General features: G+C 60.8%; 20 protein-coding genes. 19 read left to right on the forward strand and 1 reads right to left on the reverse strand.

Annotated elements, in window-relative coordinates:
- Window positions 1-24: 24 nt before the first annotated feature.
- Entirely contained in the window at window positions 25-1,530 is a 1,506-nt protein-coding gene (locus tag FBAL_RS05255) for an FMN-binding glutamate synthase family protein (protein WP_216086825.1), read from the reverse strand.
- Between the two features lie 413 nt (window positions 1,531-1,943).
- Between FBAL_RS05255 and FBAL_RS05260 the strand changes: the two genes are divergently transcribed.
- The 19 genes from FBAL_RS05260 (at window position 1,944) to fliG (ending at window position 22,993) form a co-directional block, all read left to right on the forward strand.
- Window positions 1,944-3,128: an acetyl-CoA C-acyltransferase gene (locus FBAL_RS05260; RefSeq protein ID WP_013344533.1), complete on the forward strand. Its 1,185-nt coding sequence runs from the start codon at window positions 1,944-1,946 to the stop codon at window positions 3,126-3,128.
- Window positions 3,129-3,202: 74 nt separating this feature from the next.
- Complete coding sequence (locus FBAL_RS05265; protein WP_013344534.1) at window positions 3,203-4,696, forward strand: CoA-acylating methylmalonate-semialdehyde dehydrogenase; 1,494 nt, start codon at window positions 3,203-3,205, stop codon at window positions 4,694-4,696.
- Between the two features lie 10 nt (window positions 4,697-4,706).
- A complete protein-coding gene (locus tag FBAL_RS05270; RefSeq protein WP_013344535.1) occupies window positions 4,707-5,864 on the forward strand; it encodes an acyl-CoA dehydrogenase family protein in 1,158 nt (385 codons plus the stop codon).
- Between the two features lie 55 nt (window positions 5,865-5,919).
- Window positions 5,920-6,693 carry an enoyl-CoA hydratase gene (locus FBAL_RS05275; protein ID WP_013344536.1) on the forward strand — a complete coding sequence of 258 codons (774 nt, stop codon included), beginning with the start codon at window positions 5,920-5,922 and terminating at the stop codon, window positions 6,691-6,693.
- 13 nt (window positions 6,694-6,706) lie between these two features.
- A complete protein-coding gene (locus tag FBAL_RS05280) occupies window positions 6,707-7,834 on the forward strand; it encodes an enoyl-CoA hydratase/isomerase family protein (RefSeq protein WP_013344537.1) in 1,128 nt (375 codons plus the stop codon).
- Window positions 7,831-8,721 (forward strand): 3-hydroxyisobutyrate dehydrogenase, encoded by an 891-nt coding sequence (gene mmsB / locus FBAL_RS05285; protein ID WP_013344538.1) that lies wholly within the window; start codon window positions 7,831-7,833, stop codon window positions 8,719-8,721. Before FBAL_RS05280 ends, mmsB begins: the two co-directional genes overlap by 4 nt.
- Window positions 8,722-8,740: 19 nt before the next feature.
- Entirely contained in the window at window positions 8,741-9,502 is a 762-nt protein-coding gene (locus FBAL_RS05290; protein ID WP_013344539.1) for an SDR family oxidoreductase, read from the forward strand.
- Between the two features lie 220 nt (window positions 9,503-9,722).
- Entirely contained in the window at window positions 9,723-11,123 is a 1,401-nt protein-coding gene (locus FBAL_RS05295; protein WP_013344540.1) for a flagellin, read from the forward strand.
- A gap of 348 nt (window positions 11,124-11,471) precedes the next feature.
- Window positions 11,472-12,902, forward strand: coding sequence for a flagellin (locus FBAL_RS05300; protein ID WP_013344541.1), 1,431 nt, complete (start codon window positions 11,472-11,474; stop codon window positions 12,900-12,902).
- 125 nt (window positions 12,903-13,027) lie between these two features.
- On the forward strand, window positions 13,028-13,429 hold the full coding sequence (locus tag FBAL_RS05305) for a flagellar protein FlaG (RefSeq protein WP_013344542.1): 402 nt from the start codon (window positions 13,028-13,030) through the stop codon (window positions 13,427-13,429).
- Window positions 13,430-13,464: 35 nt separating this feature from the next.
- Entirely contained in the window at window positions 13,465-14,847 is a 1,383-nt protein-coding gene (gene fliD, locus FBAL_RS05310; protein WP_013344543.1) for a flagellar filament capping protein FliD, read from the forward strand.
- Entirely contained in the window at window positions 14,847-15,173 is a 327-nt protein-coding gene (locus FBAL_RS05315; protein ID WP_013344544.1) for a hypothetical protein, read from the forward strand. Before fliD ends, FBAL_RS05315 begins: the two co-directional genes overlap by 1 nt.
- On the forward strand, window positions 15,173-15,574 hold the full coding sequence (fliS, locus tag FBAL_RS05320) for a flagellar export chaperone FliS (RefSeq protein ID WP_013344545.1): 402 nt from the start codon (window positions 15,173-15,175) through the stop codon (window positions 15,572-15,574). The genes FBAL_RS05315 and fliS overlap by 1 nt, the downstream gene beginning before the upstream one ends.
- Before the next feature lie 282 nt (window positions 15,575-15,856).
- On the forward strand, window positions 15,857-17,281 hold the full coding sequence (locus tag FBAL_RS05325; protein ID WP_013344546.1) for a sigma-54 dependent transcriptional regulator: 1,425 nt from the start codon (window positions 15,857-15,859) through the stop codon (window positions 17,279-17,281).
- A 104-nt stretch (window positions 17,282-17,385) separates the two neighbouring features.
- Entirely contained in the window at window positions 17,386-18,417 is a 1,032-nt protein-coding gene (locus tag FBAL_RS05330) for a sensor histidine kinase (RefSeq protein ID WP_013344547.1), read from the forward strand.
- Window positions 18,410-19,762: a sigma-54-dependent transcriptional regulator gene (locus FBAL_RS05335; RefSeq protein WP_013344548.1), complete on the forward strand. Its 1,353-nt coding sequence runs from the start codon at window positions 18,410-18,412 to the stop codon at window positions 19,760-19,762. The genes FBAL_RS05330 and FBAL_RS05335 overlap by 8 nt, the downstream gene beginning before the upstream one ends.
- A 102-nt stretch (window positions 19,763-19,864) precedes the next feature.
- Window positions 19,865-20,179: a flagellar hook-basal body complex protein FliE gene (gene fliE / locus FBAL_RS05340; protein WP_013344549.1), complete on the forward strand. Its 315-nt coding sequence runs from the start codon at window positions 19,865-19,867 to the stop codon at window positions 20,177-20,179.
- A gap of 20 nt (window positions 20,180-20,199) precedes the next feature.
- A complete protein-coding gene (gene fliF, locus FBAL_RS05345) occupies window positions 20,200-21,951 on the forward strand; it encodes a flagellar basal-body MS-ring/collar protein FliF (RefSeq protein ID WP_013344550.1) in 1,752 nt (583 codons plus the stop codon).
- Window positions 21,944-22,993, forward strand: a complete 1,050-nt coding sequence (fliG, locus tag FBAL_RS05350) for a flagellar motor switch protein FliG (protein WP_013344551.1) — start codon at window positions 21,944-21,946, stop codon at window positions 22,991-22,993. Before fliF ends, fliG begins: the two co-directional genes overlap by 8 nt.

Genomic DNA, 22,993 nt, shown 5'->3' on the forward strand with positions numbered 1-22,993 from the left:
CTAACTCCCGATGATGCTTCCAGTTTAGGCCCCCGGTGGGCGCTTGTCGGGGGACGACGGCAATTGATCGGCAAGCGGTACCGGCAGGCCATGGTCGTCGATCACCATCGCGTGCAGTGGCGACAACTGGTGCGGCCCCTTGACCCCACAGGAGTGGGCGATAACGCCCACCTCATACATCAGGTTGGTGGCGTATTGGGCCACCCGGTCACTTTTATCGCTGACCACCAGCCCCTTTTGCAGCTTAGGATCGTGGGTGGTAATGCCGGTGGGACAACGGTTCTTATTGCACTGCAACGCCTGGATGCAGCCCAGCGCGAACATAAAACCGCGGGCGGAGGTCACCACATCGGCGCCCACGCAGAGTGCCCAGGCCACGTCGGAGGGGTTGATCAGCTTGCCGGAAGCGATGATGCGAATGCGCTGCTCCAGACCAAAACGTTGGCGCCATGCCACCAGCAACGGCAGGCTGCGGCGGATAGGCAGGCCCATGTAGTCCATCAGTGACTGCGGTGCCGCACCGGTGCCGCCGTCGGCGGAATCCAGCGTGATAAAGTCCGGTGCGCTGCCGTTACCCCGCTGATGGATGAGCTGGCCCAGCTCGTCCAGCCAGGCGGTGCCACCGAGCACCGCTTTAAACCCCACTGGCTTGCCGGTGACGTCGCGGATGTGCTCAATCATATCCAGCAGGTCGTCCACCGACCGGATCTCCGGGTGGCCATTGGGGCTGATGGAGTCCTTTCCCTCGGGAATGCCCCGGATGGCGGCGATCTCGGCGGTGACTTTCTCCCCGGGCAGGATCCCCCCTTTGCCCGGTTTGGCGCCCTGGCTGAGCTTCAGCTCAAACATCTTCACCTCCTGATGGGCAGCAACCGCCCGCAGACGCTCGTCGCTGAGCCGTCCCTCGGCGTCACGGACACCGTATTTGGCGGTGCCGATCTGGAACACGATGTCGCCGCCGCCTTCGAGGTGGTAAGGGGAGAGTCCACCCTCACCGGTATTCATCCAGATCCCGGCCTTGGCCGCCCCCAGCGACAGGGCCCGCACAGCGGGCACAGAAAGGGAGCCAAAACTCATGCCGGAGATGTTGAAGAAACTGGAGGTGGTGTAGGGCTGACGGCAAACCCGTTGGCCAAAATGGATCGGTTCTGGTGGTACGGCGTCCTCTTTAAGGGTAGGCAGCAGGCAGTTGAGAAAGATGATGTCGCCAGGTTGGTTAAGGGGACGGGTGGAACCAAAGGCGACGGTGGAGTCGAGGTTTTTGGCTGCCCGATACACCCAACTGCGCTGGGCCCGGTTAAAGGGCATCTCCTCACGGTCCAGTGCGAAGAAGTACTGGCGGAAAAACTCCCCCATATGTTCAAACCAATAGCGAAACCGGCCCAATACCGGGTAATTGCGGCGAATGGCCTGCTGAGTCTGGGTGATGTCACGCAGGTACAGCACCAGCACGATCAGCACCAGGCTCCCCAACAGGAAGATAAACAGGGCCGCGCTGAACTCCAGTGCCCGAAAGGCCCAACTGGTCATGTTTTCCATATCGTCTCCTCCGCCTTGGCTTAAGCATAGGAGGGGGGATTCAGGGGGCGAATTTCAGCCAATCAAGATAGCGCCATTGGCGATGGTTATAACCCCGGGGCAGCCGCTTGAGAAATCGTCACTTTGCCACTTTATTCAATAGGGCTGTTTTCCCCGGTGAGCGGGTCTGACCGGAGCAGATCGATCTGGTAGGAGCAGTGGCACACTGCCACGGCTTTGTCATTTGGCGATAGGAAAGTGGCACAAGTGGGCCCGCCAAGTCCGCTCCCAGGGGCATTGGTGCGGTTTTCCCACACTCGGGTTCAGCGGTTTTAACCCAGACGAACGGCCCGAAACTTTACGTTGCCGTAAACGTCAAAACTACAGTAACCTTTGTAACAGTCGCATGACATTGGAGAGTAACTATGGCTAAGGAACAGGCGATCGTGATTGCCGCTGCCACCCGAACCCCGATGGGGGGCTTTCAGGGCAGCCTGAGCAGCGTCCCGGCATCCGATCTGGCAGCAACCGCCATCAAGGCCGCGCTGGCTAAGGCGGGCCTCGCAGGTGAGCAGGTCGACGAGGTACTGATGGGGTGCGTTCTGCCCGCAGGCCAGGGCCAGGCCCCGGCTCGTCAGGCTACCCTCAAGGCCGAACTGCCGCTGGCGGTGGGCGCCACCACCGTCAACAAGGTGTGCGGTTCCGGCATGAAGACCGTAATGATGGCCCACGACCTGATTAAGGCCGACAGCGCCGAAGTGGTGCTGGCTGGCGGCATGGAAAGCATGTCCCTGGCGCCTTATCTGCTGGATAAGGCCCGCGGCGGTTACCGTATGGGTCACGGCAAGGTGATGGACCACATGTTCCTCGATGGTCTGGAAGACGCCTACACCGGCAAAGCGATGGGCACCTTCGCCCAGGCCACCGCCGACAACTACGGCCTGACCCGCGAACAGATGGACGCCTACGCGCTGGAAAGCCTGTCCCGCGCCAATGCCGCCATTGAATCCGGCGCCTTTGAAGCGGAGATCACCCCGGTGGTGATGCAGACCCGCAAAGGTGACGTTACCGTAAGCGTCGACGAGCAGCCCGGCAACGCTCGCCCGGATAAGATCCCGGCCCTGCGTCCCGCGTTTGCCAAAGACGGCACCATTACCGCTGCCAATGCCAGCTCCATCTCTGATGGCGCCGCCGCTCTGGTGGTGACCTCCGAAGCCTACGCCGAAGCCAATGGCCTGCCGGTTCTGGCCCGCATCGTCGGCCACAGCACCCACGCCCAGGAGCCCGGTGAATTCACCATTGCGCCGATTGGCGCCATCACCAAGCTGCTGAACAAGCTGGAGTGGACCAGCAACGACGTCGACCTGTGGGAGATCAATGAGGCGTTTGCCATGGTCACCATGCTGGCGATCTCCGAGCTGGGCCTGGACCACGGCAAGGTCAACGTGAATGGCGGCGCTTGCGCACTGGGCCACCCCATCGGCTGCTCCGGTGCCCGGGTGATTGTTACCTTGATCCACGCCCTTAAGGCGCGCGGTCTGAAGCGTGGCGTTGCCAGTCTTTGTATCGGTGGCGGGGAAGCCACCGCTCTGGCAGTGGAACTGCCCTAACCAACGGACACGCCGCCGACCGAATAACAACAACAGCGGTCGGCGGTTTGGTTTTCTCTGGGAGAACACAAACGATGACAGTACAAGTCCATCACTTGATCGGCGGTGAATACGTTGCCGGTCAGGGTCAACACACCATTTCCGTCACTAACCCCGCCAACAACCAGCCGATTGCCCAGCTGAACGCGGCCACTGAGGCCGAGGTCAATCAGGCGGTGGCAGCGGCCAAAGCGGCCCAGCAAGAGTGGAAAGAGGTGGCCGTTTCCGAACGTGCCCGGGTCATGCTGCGTTACCAGCACCTGCTGAAAACCCACCACGATGAGCTGGCCACCATCCTGGCCAAAGAAACCGGCAAAACCTTTGAAGATGCCAAAGGCGATGTCTGGCGTGGCATCGAGGTGGTGGAACAGGCCGCCAATATCGCCAGCATGATGATGGGCGAAACCGTGGAAAACGTTGCCCGTGGCATCGACAGCTACAGCTACATCCAGCCTCTGGGTGTGTGCGTGGGCATCACTCCCTTTAACTTCCCGGCGATGATCCCGCTGTGGATGTTCCCGATGGCCATCGCCTGCGGCAACGGTTTTGTACTGAAGCCGTCCGAACAGGACCCGATGACCCCGATGCGTCTGGCCGAACTGTTTGAAGAGGCGGGCGCGCCGAAAGGGCTGCTCAACGTGGTGCACGGCACCAAGGATGCGGTCGACCAGCTGCTGACCCACCAGGACGTTAAGGCGATCTCCTTTGTCGGTTCTGTGCCGGTGGGCCAGTACATCTACAAGACCGGTACCGAGAACATGAAGCGGGTGCAGGCGTTTGCCGGTGCCAAGAACCACATGGTGATCATGCCGGATGCGGATAAGCAGACCGTGATCAACCAGCTGGTGGGGGCCTCCGTGGGCGCCGCCGGTCAGCGCTGCATGGCGATCTCCGTGGCGGTCTTTGTGGGTAACACCAAAGAATGGATCCCGGAAGTGGCCGAAGCCGTGGCCAAAGTCCGTCCCGGCCTGTGGGACGATCCGGAAGCCGGTTACGGCCCGCTGATCAATCCGGCCGCCAAAGCGCGGGTGCTGGAGCTGATCCAGTCCGGCAAGGATGAGGGCGCCAACTGCCTGGTGGATGGCTCTGACTTCACCGTAACGGGCCATGAGTCCGGCAACTGGGTCGGCCCCACCGTGTTCTCCGGCGTGACCCCTGAGATGCGCATCTATCAGGAGGAGATCTTCGGCCCGGTGCTCTCCTGCACCGAAGTGGACACGCTGGCCGATGCCATCGCCCTGGTGAACGCCAACCCGTTCGGTAACGGCACCTCCATCTTCACCAACTCCGGTGCGGCCGCCCGTAAGTACCAGCACGAGATTGAAGTGGGCCAGGTGGGCATCAACATCCCGATCCCGGTGCCGCTGCCGTTCTTCTCCTTTACCGGTTGGAAGAACTCCTTCTACGGCGACCTGCACGCCTACGGCAAGCAGGCGGTGCGCTTCTACACCGAAACCAAGACCGTTACTGCCCGCTGGCCTGAGTCCGGCATCGTTGAAGGGCAGAACCTGACCATCGCGCTGAAGTAAGGGGTGCGCCATGAACTTTAACCTGACCGAAGACCAGCAGGCCTTTGTGGACGCCGCCCGTCAGTTTGCGGAAGCGGAGCTGGCCCCTCATGCCGCCGAGTGGGATGAGAAACACCACTTTCCCAAGGACGTGATCCAGCGTGCTGGAGAGCTGGGCTTTTGCAGCCTCTACACCCCGGAAGAAGCCGGTGGCCTGGGTCTGCCCCGTCTCGACAGCGCACTGATCTTTGAGGAACTGTCCAAGGGCTGTACCGCCACCACCGCGATGATCACCATCCACAATATGGCCACCTGGATGGTGGCCTCCTGGGGCACCGAAACGCTGAAAGACCAGTGGTGTCCCTCTTTGGTGACCGGCGAGAAGCTGGCCTCCTACTGTCTGACGGAGCCGGGGGCCGGTTCCGATGCGGCCAGCCTGCGCACCAAGGCGGAGCGCGATGGCGACCACTACGTTATCAACGGCAGCAAGATGTTTATCTCCGGCGCCGGCGCCACTGAACTGCTGGTGGTGATGTGTCGCACCGGCGAGGACGGACCGAAAGGGATCTCCGCCATTGCCGTACCGGCGGATGCCGAGGGCATCAGCTACGGCAAAGCCGAAGACAAGATGGGCTGGAACGCCCAGCCGACCCGACTGGTGACCTTTGAGAACGTGCGGGTGCCGGTGGCCAACCTGCTGGGCGAGGAGGGGCAGGGCTTCACCTTTGCCATGAAGGGCCTGGATGGCGGCCGCATCAATATTGCCGCCTGCTCTCTGGGTACCGCTCAGGCGGCGCTGGAACGGGCTCAGCAGTACATGACGGAGCGTAAGCAGTTCGGCAAGCCGCTGGCGGCGTTCCAGGCCCTGCAGTTCAAACTGGCGGACATGGCCACCGAACTGGTGGCGGCCCGTCAGATGGTGCGTCTGGCGGCGTTTAAGCTGGACAGCAATGACCCGGAAAAAACCGCCTACTGTGCCATGGCCAAACGGTTTGCCACCGATGTGGGCTTTACCGTCTGCAACGAAGCGCTGCAGATCCACGGGGGTTACGGTTACATCCGTGAGTACCCGCTGGAGCGCCACGTCCGTGATGTGCGGGTGCACCAGATCCTCGAAGGCACCAATGAGATCATGCGACTGATTGTTGCCCGCCGCCTGCTGGACGAGCACGCCGGCGACATCCTCTGAGGCCGAAACGGGGGCGGTTGCCGCCCCCGACTGACCACAACAGGAAATGACTGAGATGGAATTTATCAAGCTGGAGCAGCGTGGCCACACCGCGCTGGTCACCATCAGCAACCCCCCTGCCAATACCTGGACCGAACAGAGCCTGGGTGAACTGAAAACCCTGGTGGAAGAACTCAACGGCAACCGCAGTGTGTATGCGCTGGTGCTGACCGGTGAGGGCGACAAGTTCTTCTCCGCCGGTGCTGACCTTAAACTGTTTGCCAGTGGTGACAAGGCCGTGGCCGTCACCATGGCGCGCCGATTTGGCGAAGCCTTTGAAGCGTTGTCGGCGTTCCGGGGCGTCTCCATTGCCGCCATCAACGGCTACGCCATGGGCGGGGGCCTTGAGGTGGCGCTGGCCTGTGACCTGCGCATCGCCGAAAGCCAGGCCCAGATGGCACTGCCGGAAGCCACCGTGGGGCTGTTGCCCTGCGCTGGCGGCACCCAGAACCTGACTGCCCTGGTGGGCGAGGGCTGGGCCAAGCGGATGATCCTCTGCGGTGAGCGCATCGGTGCTGAACAGGCACAAACCATCGGCCTGGTGGAGCAGGTGGTGGACACCGGCACGGCCGTCGAAGCCGCCCTGGCACTGGCCGAAAAAGTGGGTCGCCAAAGCCCGGTGGCCGTCAGCGCCTGCAAGCGCCTGGTTCAGGCCGGCCGCAGCATGCCGCGCCAGCAGGCGCTGGTGCTGGAGCGCGAGTACTTTGTTGACCTGTTCGACAGCGAAGACCAGAAAGAAGGGGTGCAGGCGTTCCTTGAGAAGCGCCGGGCCGAGTGGAAGAACCAGTAAGAGGATGACCAAGATGACTGCCCCCGTGCTTTTCTCCACCCGAACGGCCGCCAATGGCCGCCAGATTGGGGTGGCGACTCTGAACAGCGAAAAGTCGCTGAATGCCCTCTCTCTGGAGATGGTGGATGCGCTTCATGCCCAGCTTCTGTCCTGGCAGGCGGATGACAATGTGGTGTGCGTGTGGCTGCAGGGCGCTGGTGAAAAAGCGTTTTGTGCCGGTGGCGACATTCGCGCCATGCACCAGGCCGCCGCGGACCATCCCGGCGAACAAACCCCGGAAGTGGAAGCCTTCTTTACCCGTGAATATCGGCTGGATTACCTGATCCACCGCTATGGTAAGCCGATCGTGGTGTGGGGCAGTGGCATCGTGATGGGGGGCGGCCTTGGCCTGATGGCCGGAGCCAGCCACCGTCTGGTGACAGAAACCTCCCGCATCGCCATGCCGGAGATCACCATCGGTCTGTATCCGGACGTGGGCGGCACCTGGTTCCTCAACCGGATGCCGGGGCATTGTGGCCGCTTTTTGGGCCTGACCGGCTACAGCATGAACGGCGCCGATGTGCGTTACGTTGGGCTGGCGGATCACCTGGTGGCCAGCGAGCGTCGCGACAGCCTGCAAGAAGCGCTGCTGACTCTGGGTTGGCAGGCGGACGCCCGGGCCAACCATGACCTGCTCAGTGGCTATCTGCGCGGCATCGAAGAGCAGGACCTGCCCACCATGCCACACAGTACGCTGCATGAAGCGCAGGCCCAGATCGATGAGCTGATGGCGGGCAGCAGCCTGGAGCTGATCGCTGAGCGTGTCGCTGCGCTGGAAACCGACCAGAAATGGCTGGCCCGGGCGCAGAAGAGCTTTCTGGCGGGCAGCCCGATCACCGCACACCTGGTTTGGCACCAGCTGACCTGCTGCGGTGAGTTGTCGCTGGAAACCGTGTTTCAGCGTGAGCTGATCTGGTCAGTGCGATGCGCTGAACTGGGGGATTTCGTGGAGGGCGTGCGCGCCCTGTTGATCGACAAGGATGGGCAACCGCGCTGGCGCTATCCCGACATCGCGTCGGTACCGGCTTCGCTGATGGCCCAAATGTTAACCAGCCCGTGGCAGGAACACCCGCTGGCTGATCTGAAGGAGACCGTCGTATGAGCACCATCGCATTTATTGGACTGGGCAACATGGGTGGGCCGATGGCCCGCAACCTGGTCAAAGCGTGCCGCACCGTACGGGTGTTTGACCTCAACGAACAGGCGGTGCAGTCGCTGGCCGAGGCCGGTGCCTTCGCCTGCAACAGCGTCTGTGGTGCGGTGGCGGGCGCCGATGTGGTGATCACCATGCTGCCTGCGGGCAAGCACGTTCGCGCGCTGTACCTCGGCGGGGAAGGGATCATCCAGACGGTGGCCAGTGACACCCTGCTGATCGACTGCTCCACCATCGACGCCGGCAGTGCGGTTGCGGTGGCTGAAGCCGCGGCCGAGCGTGGCCTTGAGTTTGTTGATGCCCCGGTATCCGGCGGCACCGCAGGCGCGGCCGCGGGCACCCTGACCTTTATCTGTGGTGGCAGCAACGCGGGCTTTGATGCTGCCCGTCCGGTGTTGGAACTGATGGGGGCCAACATCTTCCATGCTGGCGGCCATGGCGCCGGCCAGGTCGCCAAGATCTGCAACAACATGCTGTTGTCGGTGCTGATGGTCGGCACCAGTGAGGCACTGCAACTGGGTCGTCATCACGGGCTCGACCCCAAGGTGTTGTCCGAGATCATGAAGGTCAGCTCCGGCGGCAACTGGACCCTGGAAAAGTACAACCCGTGCCCCGGCGTGATGGAAGCCGCACCAGCCAGCAACGGCTACCAGGGCGGCTTTATGGTCGACCTGATGGCCAAGGACCTGGGGCTGGCGATGGAAACCGCTGGCCAGAGTGGCAGCGCCACCCCAATGGGCGCGTTGGCAGCCAGTCTGTACCGCATGCACGCCGCAGCAGGCAACGGCGGCCGGGATTTCTCCAGCATCTTTGAACAGTTTGAAAAGGACGCCTGAGTCCGGATAAGGAAAGGATATGGATCTCAATAACAAGATCGTTGCCATTACGGGCGGGGCGCGTGGCCTCGGTCTGGCCATGGCACAGCGACTGGGACGTCAGGGTGCCCGACTGGCCCTGCTCGACATCAATGGTGACCAGCTGGAAAGCGCCGTTGCGACTCTGGCCGCTGAGGGCATTGAAGCACGCTGCTACACCCTGGACATCACCAATGAAGCTCAGGTAGAGGGCGCTTTCGATGCCATTCGTCGGGATTTTGGCGCGCTGAACGTGCTGGTTAACAACGCCGGTCTGCTGCGGGACGGTCTGCTGATTAAGGCCAAAGAGGGCAAGGTCAGCGACAAGATGTCCCTCAGCCAGTTCCAGTCCGTGATTGACGTGAACCTGACCGGCACCTTTCTGTGTGGGCGGGAAGCCGCCGCTTTGATGATTGAGTCCGGCAGTGAGGGCGTGATCATCAACATCTCCTCGCTGGCCCGCTCCGGCAATATGGGTCAGACCAACTACTCTGCCTCCAAGGCGGGTGTGGTGGCAATGACCGTCTCCTGGGCTAAGGAGCTTGCCCGCTTTGGCATCCGTACCGGGGCGGTGGCGCCCGGGGTGATCGCCACGGACATGACCGCCGCGATGAAACCAGAGGCCTTGGAGCGCCTGGAGAAGATGGTCCCGGTGGGGCGTCTGGGGCAGCCCGATGAGGTGGCCCATGCCGTCGAGTTTATTCTGGCCAACGATTACTTCAGTGGCCGGGTGGTTGAAGTGGATGGCGGCATCCGTTTGTAGAAGGTGTCGCGCATGTTAAAGCCAGTGCATTTGCACTGGCTTTTTTGTGTCAAATTGGTTGCTTCTGGATCAAATAAAATGCTTTTAGATCAGCGCATTGTTAAAAAGATCAAAAAAGCGTTAAAGCAAAGTTCGGCTGGGGCGATAAACAGGTTGAGTGTTTGATATGGCCGGCACCGAACGAGGGAAGGCCGAACAAAGAGAAAGAGGACCTTAAGTTATGGCCATCACCGTAAATACCAACGTCACTTCCATGACGGCTCAACGTAACCTGAACACCTCCAATGCCAACCTGCAGCAGTCTATGGAGCGACTCTCTTCAGGTCTGCGTATTAACTCCGCCAAGGACGATGCGGCCGGCCTGCAGATCTCCAACCGTCTGACCTCTCAGGTTCGTGGTTTGGATGTGGCCATGCGTAACGCCAACGATGGCATCTCCATCGCCCAGACCGCAGAAGGCGCGATGCAGGAATCCACCAACATCCTGCAGCGTATGCGTGACCTCTCCCTGCAGTCCGCCAACGGCTCCAACTCCGCCGAAGACCGCACTGCGATGCAGAAAGAGATCTCTGCGCTGCAGACCGAGCTGACCCGCATCGCCGAAACCACCGCGTTTGGTGGCCAGCAGTTGCTGGATGGCAGCTTCGGCAGTCAGAGCTTCCAGGTGGGCTCCAACGCCAACGAAACCATCGGCGTTAGCTTGTCCAACGTTTCTGCCGGCTCCCTCGGTTACCAGCAAATCGACAGTGCGGGCAGTGCCGCCGGTGCCGCCATCGCCAACAACGGCAATGGTTCCTTTGGCCTGGGTGCCACCGCTGGTGACATCACCGTAGCGGGCCGCGATGGCAAGGTGGATATCACTCTGGCGGCAACCACCACTTCTCAGGACATTGCGGATGCGGTCAATAACGCCGACATTGGTATCGAAGCGAAAACCGAAGTAACCGCCACCATCAGTGGTCTGGCCGCCGGTGACCAGGGCTCTCTTGAAGTGGGTGACAAAACCTACGACCTGTCCGAATTTGCAATGAACAAAGAGGGTCTGGTTGATAAGCTCAATGAGGATGGCTTCAAAGCGGAGCTGACCGACAGCGGTGACATCAGCCTGACTGCCGAAAATGTCGCGGGTGTGGCGATTACCGGTGGTGCTTCTACCAACACGGTAACCCTGAACGGTAACGCGGCGGACGACAGCAACAACCCCGCAGTCACTTCCAAGATCGTACTGACCTCCGAGAACAGCTTCGGTGTCGCCGACGACAACACCGCTGACATCTCTGAAGTGTTCGGTGTGACCGGTTCCAGCATCAACAGCGTTGACGCCATCGACATCACCAGCGCGGAAGGTGCTCAGGACGCCATCTCTGTGATTGATGCGGCCATTGCTGGCATCGATTCCCAGCGTGCTGACCTGGGTGCGGTACAGAACCGTCTGGGCCACACCATCAACAACCTGGGTAACATCCAGACCAACGTGGCCGACGCCCGCAGCCGTATCCAGGATGTGGACTTCGCCAAAGAGACCGCTGAGATGACCAAGCAGCAGGTTCTGCAGCAGTCCGGTTCTGCCATGCTGGCGCAGGCCAACCAGATCCCGCAGCTGGCCCTGTCCCTGCTGTAAACGGATTGGGGGCGCGGCCCCCTCTCTCCTCAGACAGAGCGCACCGCTTTCCCTTACAGCTGGCCGTGTGAACTGGGTGAGATGTCGACTTCGGTCGATGCCAAAAACGGAAGGCGATTGCCTTCCGTTTTTCTGTTGCGTGTTGGTAAAAGTGGTGACGTTGAATATGGTTTGGTTTTTATGGGGTTTGCGGTCTGTTAAGTGGTGGTAAAAGTGGCGGTTTTTTAAGGTTTTTTCCTTAAGGGGGGATACCTCGGGCCGAAACAGCGTGTGTAAGGGAAAGCGGTGCTGCAAAGCACTGATAGTCGATGAGTTACATCGTTGAATCTGTACTGAGGAAGACCGCCCATGGCAATCACAGTAAACACTAACGTCACTTCCATGACGGCACAGCGCAACCTGAACGGTGCCAGTGCCAGCATGCAAACCTCCATGGAGCGCCTCTCCTCCGGTTTGCGCATCAACTCCGCCAAAGACGACGCAGCTGGCCTGCAGATCTCCAACCGTCTGACCTCTCAGGTTCGTGGTCTGGACGTGGCGATGCGCAACGCCAACGATGGTATCTCCATCGCTCAAACCGCTGAAGGTGCCATGCAGGAGTCCACCAACATTCTGCAGCGTATGCGTGACCTGTCCCTGCAGTCCGCTAACGGCTCCAACTCCGGCGAAGACCGCACCGCAATGCAGAAAGAGATCTCTGCCCTGCAAACCGAGCTGAACCGTATCGCAGAAACCACCTCTTTCGGTGGCCAGACTCTGCTGGACGGCTCCTACGGCAGCCAGAGCTTCCAGGTGGGTTCCAACTCCAATGAAACCATCAACATCGCCCTGCGCAGCACCGATTCCGGCTCCATCGGTTCCAGCCAGATTGGTCAAACTGTTGGTACCGTAGCCGGTGTAATCGGTGCAGATACCGTAGCTTATACCGCTGGTGACTTTACTATTACCAACGCCGTGAGCGGCAAAGCGGAAACCATCACCACCACCGTTGACGATGATGCGTCCACCCTGGCCAAGAAAATCAATGACGTCAGTGGTTCTACCGGCGTAACTGCCACCGCGTCCAACACCATTGAATTGAGTGATATCGACTTCGACAGCGGTTCTCTGGATTGGGAGATCGGCGGTGCCACCATCACCGGTGCACAGTCTGAACAGGACATGATCGACCAGATCAACTCCCAGTCCTCCACCACCGGCGTGTCCGCCGCCATGGTTGAGGGTAAGGTGCGCATCACCCAGGAGTCCGGCGCTGACATGGCATTTGATGCTGCCGTAGCTGGCGGTGGTGGTAGCAATACTCCTGTTATCAAAATGCAGTCAGTTGTTGGGGATACTCTGGGTGCCGAATTCACTGCCGCAGACGGCAGCAATGCCAACGGCGTTCTGAGCTTCAGCTCCAACTCCGCCTTTACCATCGGTGGAACTAATGCAGGGCAACTGACTTCCGGTACTCAGTCCACTCTGAGCACCGTAGCGTCCATCGATATCTCCTCTGCCGACGGCGCCCAATCCGCCATCGACATCATCGACGGCGCGATCTCCATGATCGACAACCAGCGCGCTGACCTGGGTGCGGTACAGAACCGTCTGAGCCACACCATCAACAACCTGGGCAACATCCAGACCAACGTGGCCGACGCCCGCAGCCGTATTCAGGATGTGGACTTCGCCAAGGAGACCGCCGAGATGACCAAGCAGCAGGTGCTGCAGCAGTCCGGCTCCGCCATGCTGGCCCAGGCCAACCAGATCCCGCAGCTGGCTCTGTCCCTGCTCTAAAGGATCGCGATTGACGGCCGATAACAACGGTAGGGGCTTGCCCCTGCCGTTTTTTTATACCCAAAAGAGACGGGTAGCGACGGCCGGAATGGGACGTTCGGCACATCACAAGGAGTCCATAAAAGATGAATGGCATCGATTCGCTGGGTCTTTCTGGTACGGATCCTGCTTTTAAAACCACAACGGCGGCATCCGGCACAGCAAACGCGGACATCAGCAGTGTCGCTCAGCCGGTCTCTGCGGCGCTACCCGGCGCCGTCAGCGCGACGGCCCAAAGCACCTCAGCGGCGGACGCCGGTATGGACAGAGACCAGCTCAGCCGCATCGCCGAAGAGCTGGAGCACTTTATTGGTGGCAACCAGCGCGGTCTCTCTTTCCATGTGGATGAGGACACCGGTCGCGACGTGGTGGTGGTCAAAGACATCGCCACCGATGAAGTGATCCGGCAAATTCCTGCCGAAGAGGTGCTGGAACTTGCCGCCCGTTTGTCGGATCTCACCGGCATGTTGGTTGAAACCGAGGCCTGAGCGGGCCAGAGGCGTATGCGCCTAAGGATGTTGTTATGGGCTTAACGGCCGCAGGTATTGGTTCCGGACTGGACATCAACGGCATTGTGTCGGCGTTGGTGGATGCCAGTTTTGTGCCGCGCCAGGTGACGCTGGATCAGCGGGAGGCGGCGGTACAGACTGAGGTGTCGGCTATCGGCACCCTCAAATCCGCCATGAGTGAATTCCAGGACAAGCTGGAGTCGCTGCAGAAGCTCGACACCTTTGACAAGCGCAAAGCCACCACCAACATCAGTGATTACCTGACCGCCAGCGCAGAGTCTGACGCGACTCCGGGCACCTACAACGTGGTGGTCAAGTCGCTGGCGGAGAGCCACAAGATCGGTTCAGCGGCCGTCGCCGATGCGGATTCGCCGGTGGGGGAGGGGCAGTTAACCCTCACTGCGGGCGTGGACGACGAGGGCAACCCCACCTCGATGACCCTCAATGTTGAGGCGGACGACACCCTCGCCGACATCGCCGCCAAGATCAACAGCGCCGAAGACAATCCGGGCATCACCGCCACCATCATTACCGGTGACAACGGGCCGCGACTGGTGATGACCTCGGACAAAACCGGTACCGATCATCAGATCACCGTGACCGCCACTGACACCAACGGCACCGGCCTGACCGACACCTTCGGCGCGATGGAAGAGCTGGTGGCGGCAGAAAACGCCAGCCTGACCATTGATGGCATGGACGTTACCTCCCAGAGCAACAGCGTTAAAGACGCCATTCAGGGGGTGACGCTGAACCTGAAAGATGCGGATCTCAGCAAGACCACCAAGGTCACCATTGCCAAAGACACCGGCAGCGCTAAGACCGTTATCAAAGAGTTCGTTGACGCCTATAACGGACTGCAGGAGCAGATCGACAGCCTCAGTGCCTACGATGCGGAGACCGAAACCGCCGGGCCGCTGCAGGGCGACAGCCTGCCCCGTTCCATCACCAGCCAGCTGCGCAATGTGATGAGCAGCGCCTATGACCTCGGTAACGGTGAAACCGGCTCACTGGCCCAGTTTGGCCTCAGCTTTGACCGTTACGGTAAGCTCAATATCGATGACGATCAGCTGAACGACGCCCTGAAGGACGATGCGGCCAGCATTGCCCAGCTGTTTGCCGCCGAGGACACCGGTCTGGCTTACCGGCTGGACAGCACCGTTGACGTCTACACCCAGACCGGCGGACTGCTCTCCAGCCGGGATGACACTCTGAAAAGCCAGCTCGACCGCATCGAGTCAGACCGGGATCAGCTGAACCGCCAGATGGCCGCCTACGAGGCCCGCCTGTTTAAGCAGTTCAACGCGATGGATTCGGTGGTGTATCAACTGAATGCCCAGGCGGCGATGTTGACTGAGCGCCTCTCCAGCCTGCCGGGTCTGGTAAGAAGTAGCTGATGGTCACTGAACAGACACTGACTGAACTGAATCAGCGCATCGAGTCGGCCCTTAAGGGGCTGGTGGATGCCGACGACGAGGCCCGGGAGCTGCTGCTGGCGCAGCTGCTCGACCAGCTGGAGTTGCGTCAGCAAACCCTGACGGCACTGCTGCAAACCCCGCTGGGCGAAGATGGCCAGTGGTTGCAGGCTCAGCTCAGCCAAACCCAACAACTGGCCAGCGAGGCCAATCAACACCTGTCTGCCCAGCGCATGCGGCTGGGCGGCTACCGCAAGGGCCGCAAACAGGTCCGAACTTATCAGCAAATTGAAGCAGGAAGAGGCTAATGCGAGGCTCACTGAAGGCATACAACAAGGTCAACATCAGCAGTCAGGCGGCGGAAGCCAGTCCGCACAAAGTGGTACAACTTTTATTGGGCGGCAGCATCGATAAGTTGCTGCAGGCCAAATTGGCCATTGAACAGAACGCCACCGCCAAGAAAGGCGAGCTGATTGGCCGCACGGTTGAGATCGTGGCGCATCTCCAGGCGGCACTGGACTTTGAGCAGGGTGGCGAGATCGCTCAGAACCTCTCCGCCATGTACGACTACATGGTGCGACGTCTGGTGGATGCCAACCAAAACAACGACGTCGATGCGTTGATGGAAGTGATTGATCTGCTTCGCACCGTGAAGTCCGGCTGGGACGCCATCCCGGTTGAGCACCACCATCTTAAGAAACCCGCATAATCATTGTGGAAACAGATGGTTAGATGACCGGCAGAGGCCGGTCATTTTGTTCTCTGATTTCAGGTTCGGTGGATCTTCGTCGCATTGGGCCTGAAAGGCCCCGTTTTTCCGTGGGTTGAAAAGTAATCGGCAGCGATCGAGTGGCTTGCTAAGACCATTTGGCTCGCTACAATGAGCCAAGCTAACTCGCATTCGAAGGCGGGAGAAACCCGTCCGACACCCACTCATCAATAATAAGAGACATGACCTGGGCGAAAGGACTTAACCCCGGTAAGCGTAACCATGCAGATTGATCAGCGCATATTGCTTGTAGACAGCGACGACGCACGCCGCCAAAAGCTCAGCTATTTGCTTGAGTTTCTTGGGGAACCGGTGGAGCATGCCGACTTTTCGGCTCTGGGCGATCGTCTGGTCACCGAGCGCTTTCGGTCCGTGATTATCGGTGGTGATGCTCACCCTGATCTCGACTCTCTTCTGAAGCGCAACTCTCGCCAACCTTTTCTTACCCTGGGCAATCTTGCCCCGGTTCAGCCCAACCTTGTTGGGCAACTTGATGAACCCTTTGCTTACGCGCAAATCACCGAACTGCTGCACTACTGCCAGGTGTACCAGCGGGTGCGCTACGAAGTGGCCCCGACCAGCCCCAACCAAACCAAGCTGTTCCGCTCGCTGGTTGGGCGCAGTGAAGCGATCTCACAGGTTCGTCATCTGCTGGCGCAGGTGGCGGAAACCGATGCCAGCGTGCTGGTGACCGGTGAGTCCGGCACCGGCAAAGAGGTGGTGGCGCGTAACATCCACTACCTCTCCAGCCATCGTGATGGCCCCTTTATCCCGGTCAACTGCGGTGCCATTCCGCCAGACCTGCTGGAGAGCGAACTGTTTGGCCATGAGAAGGGCGCTTTCACCGGTGCCGTGGCCACCCGCAAAGGCCGCTTTGAGCTGGCCGATGGCGGCACCCTGTTCCTCGACGAGATTGGTGACATGCCGCCGCACATGCAGGTGAAGATCCTGCGGGTGCTGCAGGAACGCTGCTTTGAACGGGTCGGTGGCAACAAATCGATTCAGGCCAATGTCCGCATCGTGGCGGCCACCCACCGTGATCTGGAGAAGATGATCGACGAGGGCGAGTTCCGCGAAGATCTCTATTACCGTCTTAACGTTTTCCCCATTGAGATGCCGTCGCTGCGTGACCGTGCCGAGGACATCCCGCTGCTGCTGAATGAACTGGTCAGCCGCATCGAAGGGGAGGGCAAGGGCACCGTACGCTTTACCAAGCGGGCCATAGACTCTCTGGTGGAGCACCCCTGGTCCGGCAATGTGCGCGAGCTGTCCAATCTGGTGGAGCGGATGGTGATCCTGTTCCCCGGTGGCCTGGTGGACGTCAACGACCTCCCCAGCAAATACCGCCACGTGGAAGTGCCGGAGTTTACGCCCGAGTACCCGGAAGAGATGCAGGAGCGCGATGCTTTGGCGGCACTGTTCAGCGGTGAAGAGCCGGTGGAGTTGCCTGAGCAGCGTTTCAACAACGAACTGCCGGAAGATGGTGTGAACCTCAAAGATATGCTGGCCGAGCTGGAGGTGGATATGATCCGCCAGGCCCTCGACCAGGGTAACGGCGTGGTCGCCCGTGCAGCCGAACTGCTGGGGATGCGTCGCACCACCCTGGTGGAGAAGATGCGCAAATACGGTCTTTCCAAAGAGGGGTGAGCCGTCCGGCTTGCCCCCCGCTCTCCTTTTTCCCTTCTGGTACAAAAGCTGCATCACCTTGCAGAACCAATGGAATAACAGCGTTTTTTTGACGGACGGTCTGCATGTCGCAAGCCCTTGCGGAGCCACAACTTGATGATGCCCAGCGCGCAGCCAGCCGCTTAAACCACCTGATGCAACTGCTGCCAGCCGGTCTGGTGGTGTTGGACGATGGCGGGGTGGTGGTGGAAGCCAACCCCCAGGCCATTGAGCTGCTGGGTGAGCCCCTGCTGGGGCAACCCTGGCGCTCGGTGATTGGCCGTGCGTTTGCCCCCCAGGCCGATGATGGTCACGAGATCTCCCTGCGCAATGGTCGCCGGGTCCGTCTCGCCACCCGGGCGCTGGACCCGGAACCGGGCCAACTGCTGATGCTGACCGACCTGACCGAAACCCGCCAACTGCAGCAAAACCTGTCCCATATGCAGCGCCTGTCGGCTTTGGGCCGCATGGCGGCCTCACTGGCACACCAGATCCGCACGCCGCTCTCTGCCGCTTTGTTGTACGCCGCCAACCTGGGCAATCGTAATCTCGACGAAGCGGGCCGGGCGCGCTTTCAGGACAAACTGATGGCCCGGCTGGGAGAGCTGGAGCAGCGGGTGAACGACTTGCTGCTGTTTGCCCGTGGCGGCCACACCCAGGCCCAACAGAAGGTCAGTGCCGAGGCTTTGTGCCAGCAACTGGCCACCAGCTGTGAAGCGGCTCTGGAGCGACGTCAGGCCCGTTTTGACTGGCAGTGTGATGAAGCGCTCCAGCTGCAGGCCAATCCGGATGCGCTGGTCAGCGGCCTGCAAAATCTGGTCAATAACGCGCTCGAGGCCGGCGCCACTGCGCTGCGCCTGCACGCCCGTCCCCAGGGCGAATTCCTGGCGCTGACCCTGATGGACAACGGCAAGGGCATGAGTGCCGAACAACAAGCCCAGGTGATGACCCCTTTCTTTACCACCAAGGCCAATGGTACGGGCCTTGGACTGGCCGTGGTGCAATCGGTATGCCGGGCCCACGGTGGCCGGCTGGAACTGCAATCGGTGCCCGAGCAGGGCAGCGCCTTTACCCTGATTCTGCCGCGTCTGCATGATAAGGACATGAGCGATGACTAAACCCCTCATTCTGGTGGTCGAAGACGACCTGGGCCTGCGCGAAGCGCTGGTGGATACCTTGTTGCTGGGCGGCTACCGCTGTGTGGAAGCGGGCAATGGTGACGAAGCCCTGGTGCAGCTGAACCAGCATCCGGTGGCGCTGATGATCTCCGACGTGCAGATGGCCGGCATGGATGGTATGACCCTGCTGAAAACCGTGCGTGCCCAGAACAGCCGCCTGCCGATCCTGCTGATGACCGCCTACGGCAGCATTGATGCTGCGGTGGAAGCGATGCGCTATGGCGCCAACGATTATCTGGCCAAGCCCTTCGCCCCTCAGGTGCTGCTCGATCAGATCAGCCGTTACCTGCAGGCTGAGCCGCCCTCCGGCGATGATCCGGTGGTGGGCGATGTGCAAAGCCAACAGATGCTCGACCTGGCCGCCCGGGTGGCGCAGTCCGATGCCTCGGTGATGGTGCTGGGCCCCAGTGGCTCAGGCAAAGAGGTGCTGGCCCGCTTTATCCACGCCCGCTCGGCCCGCCGGGGCAAACCCTTTATCGCCCTGAACTGCGCCGCCATTCCGGAGAACATGCTGGAAGCGACCCTGTTCGGCTATGAGAAGGGCGCCTTTACCGGCGCGGTACAGGCGTGTCCCGGTAAGTTTGAACAAGCGCAGGGCGGCACCATTCTGCTGGATGAGATCACTGAGATGGATCTCAACCTGCAGGCCAAACTGCTGCGGGTCTTGCAGGAGCGCGAAGTGGAACGTCTGGGCGGGCGCAAAACCCTGTCTCTGGATGTTCGGGTGCTGGCGACCTCCAACCGGGATCTGAGACTGGCGGTGGAGGAAGGACGTTTCCGCGAAGACCTCTACTACCGGCTCAACGTCTTCCCCCTGACCTGGCTGCCGCTGGCACAACGGCCCGGCGATATCCTGCCTCTGGCGGAACATCTGCTGGCTCGTCACGCCAGCCGCGCCGGACGGGCGGTACCGGTACTCAGCGCGGATGCCCGCAGTAAACTGCTGGCGCACCCCTGGCCCGGTAACGTGCGGGAGTTGGACAACGTGATTCAGCGCGCCCTGATCCTGTGTCAGGGCGACAGCCTGTCGGAGATGGACCTGTTTCTCGACGGGCAGGCCGGGGTGCCGACGGTCAGCGTCGCCGTGAGCACACCGAAAGCACCGCAGGCGGTGGCGGAAGACCTGGGCAGCGAGCTGAAGCATCAGGAGTTCCAAATCATTCTGGATGCGCTGGCGGCGTGCCAGGGCAGCCGTAAAGCGGTGGCCGAGCGACTGGGCCTGAGCCCGCGAACCCTGCGATATAAGTTGGCGAAGATGCGGGAAGCGGGCATTGCCCTGCCCTAAGTCACGGGTTTGCCAGTAAATGTGCTGAACTGGCAAGTGCCTTGCATTACAATGCGGGGCACTCGCGCTCGTCAATGGTTTGACTGACACAAGGAAACGGTAATGGAGATCGGAAATAATCCCCTGCTGGTGGAGATGCACAGCCTGGCCCGAGAGGCCGGCAGCAGCGCCGAACTGGCGCCGGTCAAGCCGCAACAGGATTTCTCATCTTTCCTGAGCAACGCCATTGATCACGTCAATGGTTTGCAGATGAACGCCAGTGATATGGCCACCCGGCTTGAGCTGGGCGACAGCCGGGTGTCGCTGTCGGACACCATGATCGCCAAAGAGAAGGCGGGGGTCGCGTTTGAAGCGACCGTGCAGGTACGCAACAAGTTGGTCGAAGCGTACAAGGAAATCATGAATATGCCGGTGTAACCGGCTTTTGAGGTAATGCGGTGGCTGAGGCGAACACGTCAACCGAACTGATGCTCAACGACGGCGGCAATACCATGCCGGCCACCGTCGCGGGCGGTGCCAGTGGAAACACCGGTGGCGAGATCGAGGAGAACAAGGTTAGCCCGCTGTCCTCTTTCGGCAATATCGATGTGCTGCGTCAAATCAGCCTGATCCTGGCGCTGGCCATCAGCCTCGCCATAGCGGTATTCCTGATCATCTGGGCGCAGGAGCCCTCCTATCGCCCACTGGGCCAGATGGAAACCCAGGAGTTGATCGACACCCTGGATTTTCTGGACCAGCAGAAGCTGCCTTATCAGCTGAACGGCAACACCATCTCCGTGCCGGAAGATCGTTTTGCCGATATCCGCCTGATGCTCACCCGAAATGGTTTGGGCCCCGCCCGTCCCCAGCAGGATTTCCTGACTCAGGACAGCGGCTTTGGGGTTAGCCAGCGGATGGAGCAGGCCCGTCTTAAGCACAGCCAGGAGCAGACCCTGGCGTCCGCGGTTGAAGAGCTGCGCAGTGTGCAGCGCGCCCGGGTGATTCTGGCGCTGCCGCAGCAGAACGTGTTTGCCCGTCAACAACGCGAGCCCTCCGCCACGGTGGTGGTTACCCTCAATCGCGGTACCGAACTGCGCCAGTCCGAAGTGGATGCGGTGGTGGACATTGTGGCCTCCGCTGTACACGGTCTGAAACCGGCCCGGGTTACGGTGACTGACCAACATGGCCGGCTGCTGAATTCCGGCAGCCAGGACGGCATCTCCGCCCAGGCCCGCCGCGAGCTGGAACTGCGCATTCAGCAGGAGCAGCTCTACCGTGAGAAGATCGACAGCATCCTGATCCCGGTACTGGGCATTGGTCGCTACAGCGCCCAGGTGGACGTCACCATGGACTTCTCCGCGGTGGAAGAAACCTCACGTCGCTACAACCCGGATATGCCTGCGGTGCGCAGCGAAATGCTGATCGAGGATAACCAGTCCGGCTCCGGTCCGGTCGGTATCCCCGGCGCACTGACCAACCAGCCCCCCATCGCCTCTGAGATCCCGCAGCAGGTGGAGGGCGCGGGTCAGGACGAGCGTCTGGCCTCCGGCCGCAACCGCAGCGAAGTGACCCGAAACTTTGAGCTGGACTCCACCATCAGTCACACCCGCCAACAGGTGGGTACCGTGCGTCGCGTCACCCTGTCGGTGGCGGTGGACCATAAGCCGGTGGCGGGCGCGGATGGCGCAACCACCATGGCACCGCTGTCTGAAACCGAGCTGGCCAGCATTCGCCGCCTGTTGATGGGCAGCGTCGGCTTTAACGCCGCCCGGGGTGACGTGCTGGAAGTGGTGTCGGTGCCGTTTGCTGATGATCTGGCGCTGGAGCCGCTCAATATCCCGATTTACGAGCAGGGCTGGTTCTGGCGCGCCGTGAAATGGTCGCTGGGGGCACTGGGCCTGCTGGTGCTGTTCCTGGTGGTGGTGCGTCCGATGGTGAAGCGCCTGCTCAATCCGAATGAAGGCAAGGCCACCGAGGGTGCCACCGGACCTGGTGGCGATCTGGCGGAGCTGGAAGACCAGTACGCCGCCGATACCCTGGGCCTGTTGAATACCGGCGACAGCGATTACTCCTATGCCGAAGATGGCTCCATACTGCTGCCGGATCTGCATAAAGACGATGACATGCTGCGTGCCATTCGTGCCCTGGTGGCCAATGAGCCGGATCTCTCCACCCAAGTGATTAAGAGTTGGTTGAACGAAGATGGCTGAGCAAGCACTGGCGAAAGCCCCGGCCCAGGCCAAAGCCTTTGATGTGGCCAAACTCAATGGCATTGAGAAGACCGCGATTCTGCTGCTCTCCCTGAGCGAGTCCGATGCGGCCCAGATCCTGAAAAACCTCGAGCCCAAGCAGGTGCAGAAGGTGGGGATGGCGATGGCGGGTATGCGCGATTTCAGCCAGGAGAAGGTGTCGGCGGTACACCGCCTGTTTCTGGAGCAGATCAAGCAGTTCTCCTCCATCGGTCTGAACAGCGAAGATTTCGTCCGTAAAGCCCTGACCCATGCGCTGGGTGAGGATAAGGCCGGCAACCTGATTGAACAGATTGTGATGGGCCACGGCGCCAAAGGCCTCGACTCCCTCAAGTGGATGGACGCCCGTCAGGTGGCCAACATCATCCGCAACGAACACCCACAGATTCAAACCATCGTGTTGTCCTATCTGGAGCCGGATCAGGCGGCCCAGATCCTCAGCCAGTTTACCGAGCGGGTCCGCCTCGACCTGATGCTGCGCATCGCCAACCTGGAAGAGGTGCAACCGGCGGCGCTGCAGGAGCTGAACGACATCATGGAGAAGCAGTTCGCCGGCCAGTCGGGTGCTCAGGCGGCCAAGATGGGCGGCCTGAAAGCGGCGGCCAACATCATGAACTACATGGACACCGGCGTGGAAAGCATGCTGATGGAGTCCATCCGCGAAACCGACGAAGAGCTGGGCCAGCAGATTCAGGACCTGATGTTCGTGTTCGAAAACCTGGCCGATGTCGACGACCGTGGCATCCAGGTGATTCTGCGCGAAGTGCAGCAGGATGTGCTTATCCGCGCCCTCAAAGGGGCCGACGATGCCCTGCGCGACAAGATTCTGGGCAACATGTCCAAGCGTCAGGCCGAACTGGTCCGCGACGACCTCGAAGCGATGGGCCCCATCCGCCTTTCGGAAGTGGAAGCGGCTCAGAAAGAGATCCTGGCCATCGCCCGCAAACTGGCCGATGCCGGCGAAGTGATGCTGGGCGGTGGTGGCGGCGAAGAGTTCCTGTAA

The organism is Ferrimonas balearica DSM 9799, assembly GCF_000148645.1.
Lineage (GTDB): Bacteria > Pseudomonadota > Gammaproteobacteria > Enterobacterales > Shewanellaceae > Ferrimonas > Ferrimonas balearica.

Bases quoted from the DNA above. Each gene is read 5' to 3' on its own strand.
- FBAL_RS05300 (WP_013344541.1), top strand. From the start codon at position 11,472: ATGGCAATCACAGTAAACACTAACGTCACTTCCATGACGGCACAGCGC.
- mmsB (WP_013344538.1), top strand. From the start codon at position 7,831: ATGAGCACCATCGCATTTATTGGACTGGGCAACATGGGTGGGCCGATG.
- FBAL_RS05260 (WP_013344533.1), top strand. From the start codon at position 1,944: ATGGCTAAGGAACAGGCGATCGTGATTGCCGCTGCCACCCGAACCCCG.
- FBAL_RS05295 (WP_013344540.1), top strand. From the start codon at position 9,723: ATGGCCATCACCGTAAATACCAACGTCACTTCCATGACGGCTCAACGT.
- FBAL_RS05270 (WP_013344535.1), top strand. From the start codon at position 4,707: ATGAACTTTAACCTGACCGAAGACCAGCAGGCCTTTGTGGACGCCGCC.
- FBAL_RS05315 (WP_013344544.1), top strand. From the start codon at position 14,847: ATGGTCACTGAACAGACACTGACTGAACTGAATCAGCGCATCGAGTCG.
- FBAL_RS05255 (WP_216086825.1), bottom strand. From the start codon at position 1,530: ATGACCAGTTGGGCCTTTCGGGCACTGGAGTTCAGCGCGGCCCTGTTT.
- FBAL_RS05290 (WP_013344539.1), top strand. From the start codon at position 8,741: ATGGATCTCAATAACAAGATCGTTGCCATTACGGGCGGGGCGCGTGGC.
- FBAL_RS05280 (WP_013344537.1), top strand. From the start codon at position 6,707: ATGACTGCCCCCGTGCTTTTCTCCACCCGAACGGCCGCCAATGGCCGC.
- fliG (WP_013344551.1), top strand. From the start codon at position 21,944: ATGGCTGAGCAAGCACTGGCGAAAGCCCCGGCCCAGGCCAAAGCCTTT.
- FBAL_RS05265 (WP_013344534.1), top strand. From the start codon at position 3,203: ATGACAGTACAAGTCCATCACTTGATCGGCGGTGAATACGTTGCCGGT.
- fliS (WP_013344545.1), top strand. From the start codon at position 15,173: ATGCGAGGCTCACTGAAGGCATACAACAAGGTCAACATCAGCAGTCAG.
- FBAL_RS05275 (WP_013344536.1), top strand. From the start codon at position 5,920: ATGGAATTTATCAAGCTGGAGCAGCGTGGCCACACCGCGCTGGTCACC.
- fliD (WP_013344543.1), top strand. From the start codon at position 13,465: ATGGGCTTAACGGCCGCAGGTATTGGTTCCGGACTGGACATCAACGGC.
- FBAL_RS05305 (WP_013344542.1), top strand. From the start codon at position 13,028: ATGAATGGCATCGATTCGCTGGGTCTTTCTGGTACGGATCCTGCTTTT.
- FBAL_RS05335 (WP_013344548.1), top strand. From the start codon at position 18,410: ATGACTAAACCCCTCATTCTGGTGGTCGAAGACGACCTGGGCCTGCGC.
- FBAL_RS05330 (WP_013344547.1), top strand. From the start codon at position 17,386: ATGTCGCAAGCCCTTGCGGAGCCACAACTTGATGATGCCCAGCGCGCA.
- FBAL_RS05325 (WP_013344546.1), top strand. From the start codon at position 15,857: ATGCAGATTGATCAGCGCATATTGCTTGTAGACAGCGACGACGCACGC.
- fliE (WP_013344549.1), top strand. From the start codon at position 19,865: ATGGAGATCGGAAATAATCCCCTGCTGGTGGAGATGCACAGCCTGGCC.